The sequence below is a fragment of the Methylobacterium brachythecii genome, assembly GCF_014196345.1.
Classification (GTDB): Bacteria; Pseudomonadota; Alphaproteobacteria; order Rhizobiales; family Beijerinckiaceae; genus Methylobacterium; species Methylobacterium brachythecii.
This window is the reverse complement of the sequence record NZ_JACIDN010000001.1, coordinates 815,428-823,659: the sequence shown is the minus strand read 5'-3', so window position 1 is coordinate 823,659 and position 8,232 is coordinate 815,428. Positions and strand designations below refer to the sequence as shown.

At 65.1% G+C, this 8,232-nt stretch carries 10 protein-coding genes; 5 read left to right on the top strand and 5 right to left on the bottom strand.

What is annotated here, in order from left to right; all coding sequences use genetic code 11:
• Nucleotides 1–806: 806 nt before the first annotated feature.
• The 3 genes from arsB to GGR33_RS03970 are packed head-to-tail and all read right to left on the bottom strand — an operon-like array spanning nucleotide 807 to nucleotide 2,641.
• Nucleotides 807–1,868, bottom strand: a complete 1,062-nt coding sequence (arsB, locus tag GGR33_RS03980; protein WP_183502070.1) for an ACR3 family arsenite efflux transporter — start codon at nucleotides 1,866–1,868, stop codon at nucleotides 807–809.
• 13 nt (nucleotides 1,869–1,881) lie between these two features.
• The gene (gene arsC / locus GGR33_RS03975) at nucleotides 1,882–2,319 is read right to left on the bottom strand and encodes an arsenate reductase (glutaredoxin) (protein WP_183502068.1); all 438 of its coding nucleotides are present in this window, start codon (nucleotides 2,317–2,319) and stop codon (nucleotides 1,882–1,884) included.
• A complete protein-coding gene (locus GGR33_RS03970) occupies nucleotides 2,312–2,641 on the bottom strand; it encodes an ArsR/SmtB family transcription factor (protein ID WP_183502066.1) in 330 nt (109 codons plus the stop codon). Before GGR33_RS03970 ends, arsC begins: the two co-directional genes overlap by 8 nt.
• A gap of 50 nt (nucleotides 2,642–2,691) precedes the next feature.
• On the opposite strand from GGR33_RS03970, the gene arsH reads away from it, so the two are divergent.
• Nucleotides 2,692–3,438, top strand: coding sequence for an arsenical resistance protein ArsH (gene arsH / locus GGR33_RS03965; RefSeq protein ID WP_183502064.1), 747 nt, complete (start codon nucleotides 2,692–2,694; stop codon nucleotides 3,436–3,438).
• A gap of 169 nt (nucleotides 3,439–3,607) precedes the next feature.
• Here the strand turns inward: arsH and GGR33_RS03960 are convergent, their stop codons facing one another.
• On the bottom strand, nucleotides 3,608–5,047 hold the full coding sequence (locus GGR33_RS03960) for a YncE family protein (protein ID WP_425488741.1): 1,440 nt from the start codon (nucleotides 5,045–5,047) through the stop codon (nucleotides 3,608–3,610).
• A 33-nt stretch (nucleotides 5,048–5,080) separates the two neighbouring features.
• Nucleotides 5,081–5,494 (bottom strand): CopM family metallochaperone, encoded by a 414-nt coding sequence (gene copM, locus GGR33_RS03955; protein WP_183502053.1) that lies wholly within the window; start codon nucleotides 5,492–5,494, stop codon nucleotides 5,081–5,083.
• 169 nt (nucleotides 5,495–5,663) lie between these two features.
• Between copM and GGR33_RS03950 the strand changes: the two genes are divergently transcribed.
• From GGR33_RS03950 to GGR33_RS03935, 4 genes are read left to right on the top strand one after another with little or no spacing between them, the layout of a single operon-like run.
• Complete coding sequence (locus GGR33_RS03950; RefSeq protein WP_183502051.1) at nucleotides 5,664–6,173, top strand: RNA polymerase sigma factor; 510 nt, start codon at nucleotides 5,664–5,666, stop codon at nucleotides 6,171–6,173.
• Entirely contained in the window at nucleotides 6,170–6,991 is an 822-nt protein-coding gene (locus GGR33_RS03945; RefSeq protein WP_183502049.1) for an anti-sigma factor family protein, read from the top strand. The genes GGR33_RS03950 and GGR33_RS03945 overlap by 4 nt, the downstream gene beginning before the upstream one ends.
• A complete protein-coding gene (locus tag GGR33_RS03940) occupies nucleotides 6,988–7,875 on the top strand; it encodes a LysR family transcriptional regulator (RefSeq protein WP_183502047.1) in 888 nt (295 codons plus the stop codon). The genes GGR33_RS03945 and GGR33_RS03940 overlap by 4 nt, the downstream gene beginning before the upstream one ends.
• Nucleotides 7,872–8,231 carry a DUF202 domain-containing protein gene (locus GGR33_RS03935; RefSeq protein ID WP_284211835.1) on the top strand — a complete coding sequence of 120 codons (360 nt, stop codon included), beginning with the start codon at nucleotides 7,872–7,874 and terminating at the stop codon, nucleotides 8,229–8,231. Before GGR33_RS03940 ends, GGR33_RS03935 begins: the two co-directional genes overlap by 4 nt.
• Nucleotide 8,232 lies beyond the last annotated feature (1 nt).

Below are 8,232 nucleotides of genomic sequence, written 5' to 3'. Positions count from 1 at the left end.
CGCGAAATCGATCTCAATGTCGGGGCCTGACGCGGGGCGCCAGAGCGACCGCGAGCGAGATCGCGCGGCCTCGACAAAGATGCGGATGTCACAATCCATTGCACCGACATCGTTGTGTCGCAGAGCGAAACCGGGATCCACATCGCAGCCGATCTCTCGCCAACGGAATCCCAAGACGCAATCGAGCGTTTTTTTACTTTCACGCGGTTGGATGCTTAGATAATTACATTGAAAACTTGTTACAGGCACAGATCAAAATGAAATTACGCGTTATTTAACCTGAAAGAACTTGCGTCAATCTTGGAGATTAATTTATGCATATTATTTTATCACGGCGCCACTTTTGATATGACATCCTGAATAGGGCACGCGTGGCAGCGAGCTTATTCATCGCGGCCCGGCTTCTTTGCGATGCACGTTCCGAATTCAGTAGCGGCTACCAAAGCCCCGCGATCTCCTATGACGAAAGGATCGACCGGCCACTTACTTGGGCACCAGGCGAACCGGAGAAGGTCTCCCCATTGGCCGACTGTCCGCTTACACATTTTCCGTAAGCCAGAGCGGACCGACGGCTTTCGGCCACTCCTGCTGATCATCGAACGTCCATTTTTTGATATTCGGCACCCGAATGCAGACAGGCGCATTTCCACCCAACCTAGTCGTTCTTCATTACGGCTTTGCGCCAGAAGCGGAAGCCGGCTCGACGCCCGGAAGCGGACGTTCCGGTTTCGACCCAATTCTGTCGCTCCCGCGCCTCGCTTCAACCGCCGAAAGCGGACGCTCCGTTGCTGGGGCATCAGCCGCCCCTATTCCCGCGAAAGGCGTGGCATGGCTTCGGGACGAACGGCGCCGCGCTCGTACCAGCCCTTGCTCCGGTTCACGATCCAGACGACCGAGAGCATCACCGGCACCTCGACGAGGACGCCGACCACCGTGGCCAGGGCTGCGCCAGAGTGGAACCCGAACAGACTGATGGCGGCAGCGACCGCGAGTTCGAAGAAGTTCGAAGCGCCGATTAGAGCCGAAGGACCTGCGACGCAGTGCTCCTCTCCAGCTAGCCGGTTCAGCAGGTAGGCTAGTCCCGAGTTCAGGTAGACCTGGATGAGGATCGGGACCGCCAGGAGCGCGATGACGGCGGGCTGAGCCAGGATCTGCTCGCCCTGAAAGCCGAACAGCAGTACCAGGGTTGTGAGAAGTGCGATCAGGGAGACGAGACCGAGCACGCCGAGCAACCGGTCGAGGGCCGCCTGTCCGCCGGAAGCCAGGAGGCTACGTCGGACCAACTGGGCGATGATGACCGGGATGACGATGTAGAGCCCCACCGACAGCACTAGCGTCCCCCATGGCACCGTGATGGCCGAGAGCCCGAGCAACAGACCGACGATGGGCGCGAAGGCCACCACCATGATCGCGTCGTTCAGCGCCACCTGCGAGAGCGTGAAGTGCGGCTCTCCCTTCGTCAGGTTCGACCAGACGAACACCATGGCCGTGCAGGGTGCGGCCGCCAGGATGATCAGGCCGGCGATGTAGCTGTCGATCTGGTCGGCCGGCAGGTAGGGCCGGAACAGCCAACCCACGAAAAACCAGCCGAGCGCCGCCATCGAGAATGGTTTGATCGCCCAGTTGATCAGAAGGGTGACGCCGATGCCGCGCCAGTGCCGGCCGATCTGGCCGAGAGCGGTGAAGTCGATCTTGAGCAGCATGGGGATGACCATGAGCCAGATCAGGACTGCGACCGGCAGGTTCACCTTCGCGATCTCCGCCGCGCCGACAGCCTGGAAGACAGCGGGCATGACATGGCCCAGCGCGATGCCGGCCACGATGCAGAGCCCGACCCAGACAGTTAGGTAGCGTTCGAAGATCGACATAAGCGGGTTTCCCTCAGGCCGTGGCCACGGGGCGGCCGTGCTCGTCTACGACGCGTTCGCCGTCCTCCTTCACGAACTCGCCCTGCTGTGCTGGCAGCAGATCGAGCACGGCCTCGGAGGGACGGCAGAGCCGGACGCCCTTGGGCGAGACCACGACCGGCCGGTTCATCAGGATTGGGTAAGCCTGGATGGCGTCGAGGAGCTGTTCCTCTGAGAGCGAGGGGTCGCTAAGCCCGAGTTCGGCGTAGGGCGTCCCCTTTTCCCGTATCAGGTCGCGGACAGTGATCCCGGCACGGTCGGTGAGGTGGTTGATCATCGCTCGCGATGGCGGGGATCTCAGGTACTCGATCACATGCGGCTCGATGCCGGCATTGCGGATCATCGCCAGGGTGTTGCGGGACGTTCCGCAGGCCGGGTTGTGGTAGATGACGACGTCGAACGCCTCAGGCATGGGCGCTGTCTCGGACCGCCGGGGCACAGACCTCGGGCCGGCCCTGGCAGCAGTCGCGCATCAGGAAGGTGATGAGGTCGGACAGGCCCTCGTAGGCGGCGCTGTAGATGATCGACTTGCCCTCGCGCCGGGACTGGATAAGCCCGGCATGGGACAGCTCTTTCAGGTGGAAGGTCAGGTTCGTCGCCGAGACGCCGATCTCGGTCGCGAGCGTGCCGGCAGCAAGGCCATCCGGCCCAGCTGTGACGAGAGCACGGACCACCCGGAACCGGTTCTCCTGCCCGAGGGCCGCGAAGGCCATGACGGCTTGCCGTTCGTCCACGATTGATCCATTGTTTCAATGATTGTTGAAACGTAGAAGAAGCAAGCGCCTTGGACAAGCCTGATCAGCCTTTCACCGATGGCCTGCCGAACCTCAGCGAGGCGCATTTCGAGGTGCCGACGAGCGAGCGCGTCCAGGCAACCACGCCCTTCATCCACGCGCCGCGCTTCATGATCCTCTACGGGTCGCTACGCGAGCGTTCGTTCAGCCGCTTCCTGGCCTACGAGGCGGCTCGCCTGCTGGAGGCGATGGGCGGCGAGGTCCGAATCTACGATGCCCACGGCTTGCCGCTGCCGGACGACGCCACGGCCGACCATCCAAAAGTCCAGGAGCTGCGGTCCCTGTCGATCTGGTCCGAGGGTCAGGTCTGGGTCAGCCCAGAACGCCACGGCAACTTGACCGGGGTCATGAAGAGCCAGATCGACTGGTTGCCGCTCAGCGAGGGCTCGGTGCGTCCGACGCAAGGGCGTACACTCGCGGTCATGCAGGTCTCGGGCGGATCGCAGAGCTTCAATGCCGTGAACGCGCTCCGCGTCCTCGGGCGCTGGATGCGGATGATCACCATTCCGAACCAGTCATCGGTGCCGACGGCCTACAAGGAATTCGACGAGGCCGGCCGCATGAAGCCGGGTCCGCTCTACGAACGTGTCGTCGACGTGTGCGAGGAGTTGATGAAGTTCACGCTCCTAACACGCGAATGCGCCGACTATCTCGTCGATCGCTACAGCGAGCGGAAGGAGCGTGAACCCGATCGCCTAAGAGATGTGGCTGCGGACATCGGTTTTGGGAAACGCTAGCCTTCGAGCCAGCTCGGCGTCCCTGTCGATCGTACGCCCGAGCCAAACGCGATCTCCGACGCGGACCTTGTACTGGGCGTGAGATGGGTAGCGGACCGTATCTGGTTCCGCTCCCCATTCGTCGTTTAGCCTGTTGCGATCCCGAGGGCGGTGATCCAGCGGCTCGCTATCATTCGCTCTGCCGCTGCACCGGCTGCCCCAGTTCGCCCGGCTTGCCTTCGACGATAACGAGGAATCGGCGGCTATCCTCCGACGCCCCTTGTGTGACCTGTCGGATCGGGCCGACGGCGTTCACGATGGCGGCACCGGCCGGGTTGGTCATGAAGCCAGCCAGGGGCTCGACGGTGCCGGCTCCGGTCTTGTCCTTCGACAGGGCGAGCACGAAGGGTTTCTTCGGCGCGAGTCCGGTCACGGCAGCCTGCAGCGTCTGCAGCACGCCCTGATCGAACAGCGTCACCTGCGTGGCCGCTTTGCCATCCTTGTTGGAAAGTGTGAGCATGCTTGTCTTGCCGGCTGGGCCGAGCGGCTGGAGGTTCGCCGTACCGGCGCCTTCCGGCACTGCCTCTGGCACGTACGCGACGCCCTGCGGCCCCTGACCGATCGGGATCTCGGCGATCAGCTTGTTGGTGGCGGTGTCGATCACCGCAGCCTTGTCGGCGTTCTCCAGGCCGACATAGACGCGGCTTCCGTCGCCCGAAGGCCATAGACCGTGCGGTAGGGCGCCGGTCGGGATCGCCGCGACCTGGGAGTAGTCGTCGGTCCGGAACACCTTCACCGTGTTCTCGCCGCCGATGGTGACATAGGCGAACTGCCCGGCCTTGTTCCGCACGATGTTGACGTGGTTGGTGATCGGCCCGGTCTCGAGCGTCTTGAGCGGCTTGAACGGGGGCTTGGCCTCGAAGACCTGCACCTTGCCGACGTCCTTCAGCGTGAACCACACCTGCGCGCCATCCGGCGTCGCGGCGATGTCGGGGCAGAAAGGGCTCTCCTGCTTCACCCGGCCCGCGATCTCGTGGGTCTTCACATCGATCACCACCGTCTCGGGCGAGAAGCTAGAGCAGACGTAGCCGTAGCGTCCGTCCGGCGAGAAGATGGTCATGCCCGGCCCGTTCGGCACCGTGATCCGGCCGGTCTCCTTGCCGCTCTCGGCGTCGAGCACGGCGATGTAGTCCTCGCCGCGCACGCTGACCCAGACCGCCTTGCCATCAGGCGTGAAGAAGGCCTCGTGTGGTGAGCGTCCAACATAGGCGGTCTTGCGCACGGCGTTGGTCGTCGTGTCGATGAAGGTGACGGAGTTCGAGCCGATCGAGACGGCGAGCAGCGTCTTGTGGTCGGGCGAGAAGCCCATGCCGTGCACGAGCAACTGGCCCTTGTAGAGTGGGCTCAGGTTCATCGGCGTCGTGTCACCGAGCTTGATCACGCCGAGGAGCTTGTTGTCGGCTGGATCGATCACCGAGACCGTGTTGGAGAACTGGTCGGAGGTATAGAAGCGGTCGCGGTGGCTCACCGGAACATCCGGAGCCGAGGCCGGACCGGGCGCTTGGCCGGCGAGTGCCGTGCCGCCGATCAGGACACCGAGCGTTGCCGATAGCAGGATGCGCGTGCTCATGCGGGTCATCGTTGGATCCTCTTCAGCTCTGTTTCAGTGATGGTGGGCGTGCGGGGCCGTGGCACCCTGCATCGGCGGCGCAGGCGGTCGCGCGGCGAGCGCGCGGCGCATCACATCGATCTCCTGCTGCTGCTCGACGATGATGCCTTCGGCGAGCCGGCGCAGGACGGGATCGCGGCCGTGAGCGAGTTCGGCCTTGGCCATGTCGACCGCGCCCTGATGGTGCGGGATCATCATTGCCGCGAAGTCGCGGTCGGGATCGCCGGACGGCGCGACCGCCATGTCGGCGTGCATGCGCGCCATCGACGTGGCCATCATGCCATCGAAACTCGACGGATCGGCCTGGGCCGTCGTCTCGGCCTGGCCGGTACCGATTATCAAACGGCCGCCAACGGCACCCGTAGCGATGAGGGCCGCGACCGCCAGCGACATCACTGCTCCACGCATGGTCTCTCCTCCTGGTGTCTGACAGAAGAGATGCTGGCGAAGGCCGATCATTCCGCACCTCTCGAAAAAAAGTGCGAGCCAGGGTGATCGACAGACCTTCGTGGTCCGGATGGAATAGAAGCGCCGTTCAGGCATCTCCTTTGTCAGAGGGTTCAAAAGGGGAGTGTTCGTGGACGAGATCGCCACGTTGATCGAGCCGCAGATCCCGGGCCTGCGTCGCTACGCCGTCGCTTTGCTGCGTGACCGGGAGGCCGCCGACGATCTCGTCCAGGATACGCTGGAGCGGGCGCTCGCGGTGTGGCCCCAGCGACGTCGCGATGGCGATCTGCGTGCGTGGCTGTTCACGATCCAGCGCAATCTGTTTCTGGCCGGACTGCGCCGCCGGGGTCGCGCAGCGCCGCATGCGGGTCCAGACGCCCTCGACATCGTGCCGGATCGTTCGACCGATCCCGCGGCCGGCCTCGGACTGCGCGACCTCTTTGCCGGCCTCGATGCGCTGCCGGAGGACCAGCGCTCGGTCCTACTGCTCGTCGCTGTCGAGGACATGTCCTACGCTGACGCCGCCGCCGTTCTCGACGTGCCGCTCGGGACGGTGATGTCGCGGCTCAGCCGGGCGCGCGAGCGCATGCGCAACTTCGTCGAAAGCGGGCGGATCGGTCTACTCAGGAGGGTCAAATGAGTGGGCTGGACCTGCGACCGGTCGGCGAGGACGACCTGCACGCGCTCATCGACGAGCGCCTCGATCCGCAGCGGCGCAGACTCGTCGAGGCTTGGCTCGCCGAGAGGCCCGAGCAGGCGGCCCGCGTCTCCGCGGATCGCGAGACGCGCCTCCGTCTACGTGCCGGCCTCGATCCGATCGCACACGAGCCGATCCCGGCGAGGCTGCGCATCGCCAACCTCCAGCGTCGGCGCCAGAAGAGTGTCTGGAGGCCGGTTGCGGCCGCGGCCGTAGTTTGCCTCGTCCTCGGGGGGATTGGCGGGTGGGTCACCGCGCGTGGGTTCGGTCCGGCGCCGGTTGCATCGACGTTCCTCTCTGAACCGGCGACGCAGGATGCGGTGGCAGCCTTCCGGACATTCGTGGTCGAGGCCGCCCATCCCGTCGAGGTACGCGCCAACGAGATGCCACATCTGGTCTCCTGGCTGTCGCAGAGGCTCGGACGACAACTCGTTGCACCCGATCTGCGGGGATTGGGCTTGCGCCTGATGGGCGGCCGGTTGCTCCCGGCCGGTTCCGAACAGGCCGCACTCCTGATGTACGACGACGACCGGGGCACGAGGCTGACGCTCTACAGCCGCGTCGGCACGGCGGAGGGGCGCACGGTGTTCCGCTTCGCACGCGAAGGCGATGTTGCCGCGTTCTCCTGGGTCGATGGCGGCATGGCCTATGTTGTCACCGCCCGAACCGCCGAGACGCGGCTGCTCGCGGTCGCCGAGTCGGTCGACGCTCAGGTGCGCGGTCTGCCGGCCCCGAAGGGCACGACGCAGGAGCGCCCGTGACCCTCGACCAGCTCCGCGTCTTCGTCGCCGTCGCCGAACGGCAGCACGTGACCCGTGCCGCCGAGGCGCTCAATCTGGCGCAATCCGCCGTCAGCACCGCCATCGCCAATATCGAGGGGCGGCATGCGACCAAACTCTTCGATCGCGTAGGCCGCGGCATCGAGTTGACCCAGGCGGGCCGCGCATTCCTGATCGAGGCCCGTGCTGTTCTTGCTCGCGCCGAGATGGCTGAACTCGTTCTTGCCGATCTGAGCGGCCTTCGTCGCGGCACTCTCATCATTCAGGCAAGCCAGACCATCGCAAACCATTGGCTGCCGTCCCACCTCGTCGCATTCCGCAAGGCCTATCCCGAGGTCGGGATTTCTTTGACCGTCGGAAACACCGAGCAAGCGGCTGCCGCCGTCCACGAAGGAACCGCCGAGCTCGGCTTCGTCGAGGGTCCGCTCGACGATCCGGCACTGGCCAGCACGACGATCGCGCGAGACCGGCTCCTGATCGTCGTCGCGCCGGGCCACGCGCTCGCCGAGGCGAGGAAGGTCACGCCCGATGATCTCCGAGCATCCGATTGGGTGCTGCGGGAAGCTGGGTCGGGTACGCGTTCGGAGTTCGAGGAAGCGTTGGAGGGACGTGGCATCGCCCCGTCGGAACTGCAGGCCATGCTCGAACTTCCTTCGAACGAAGCCGTGCTCGCGGCTGTAGCGGCCGGCGGTGGCGCGAGTGCCCTGTCCGAGAGTGTCGTGGCTGCAGGCTTGAGAAGTGGCGAGCTGGTGCATGTGCGGTTCGATCTTCCGGACCGCCCGTTCCGCGTCCTGCGCCACAAGGAGCGCTATCAAAGCCGAGCCGCCGACGCTCTGCTCGATCTGATTCGAGATGCGAAGCCGTGAGCAACATCGCGCCCGACGACCCCCGTGTGAAGCTCGCCGAGGATCGCACGGTGCTAGCTGCCGAGCGCACGTATGCGTCGTGGCTGCGTACCGGCCTTGCCTTCCTCGGCGTCGGGCTCGCCGCGCAGCGCTTCCTGCGGGAGGTACTGCCCGCTTGGCCCTTGCGCGTGCTGGCGCTGGCCCTCTTCGCCTGCGCGCTGGCCTGCTTCGTTGCCGCCGCCTGGCGCGATGGCGCCATCCGTACTCGCCTCAATCAAGCACAAATCCACCTGATGCCGCGCGCTCTCACGCTCGGCGTGGCCATTCTCCTGATCGCGATCTCGGGCCTCGCGGCGATCGTGCTGTGGTGGCCCTGAG

What these genes read in the sequence shown, in the direction of transcription:
- arsB (WP_183502070.1), bottom strand. Translation starts at nt 1,868, where the DNA reads ATGTCGATCTTCGAACGCTACCTAACTGTCTGGGTCGGGCTCTGCATC.
- arsC (WP_183502068.1), bottom strand. Translation starts at nt 2,319, where the DNA reads ATGCCTGAGGCGTTCGACGTCGTCATCTACCACAACCCGGCCTGCGGA.
- GGR33_RS03960 (WP_425488741.1), bottom strand. Translation starts at nt 5,047, where the DNA reads ATGAGCACGCGCATCCTGCTATCGGCAACGCTCGGTGTCCTGATCGGC.
- copM (WP_183502053.1), bottom strand. Translation starts at nt 5,494, where the DNA reads ATGCGTGGAGCAGTGATGTCGCTGGCGGTCGCGGCCCTCATCGCTACG.
- GGR33_RS03945 (WP_183502049.1), top strand. Translation starts at nt 6,170, where the DNA reads ATGAGTGGGCTGGACCTGCGACCGGTCGGCGAGGACGACCTGCACGCG.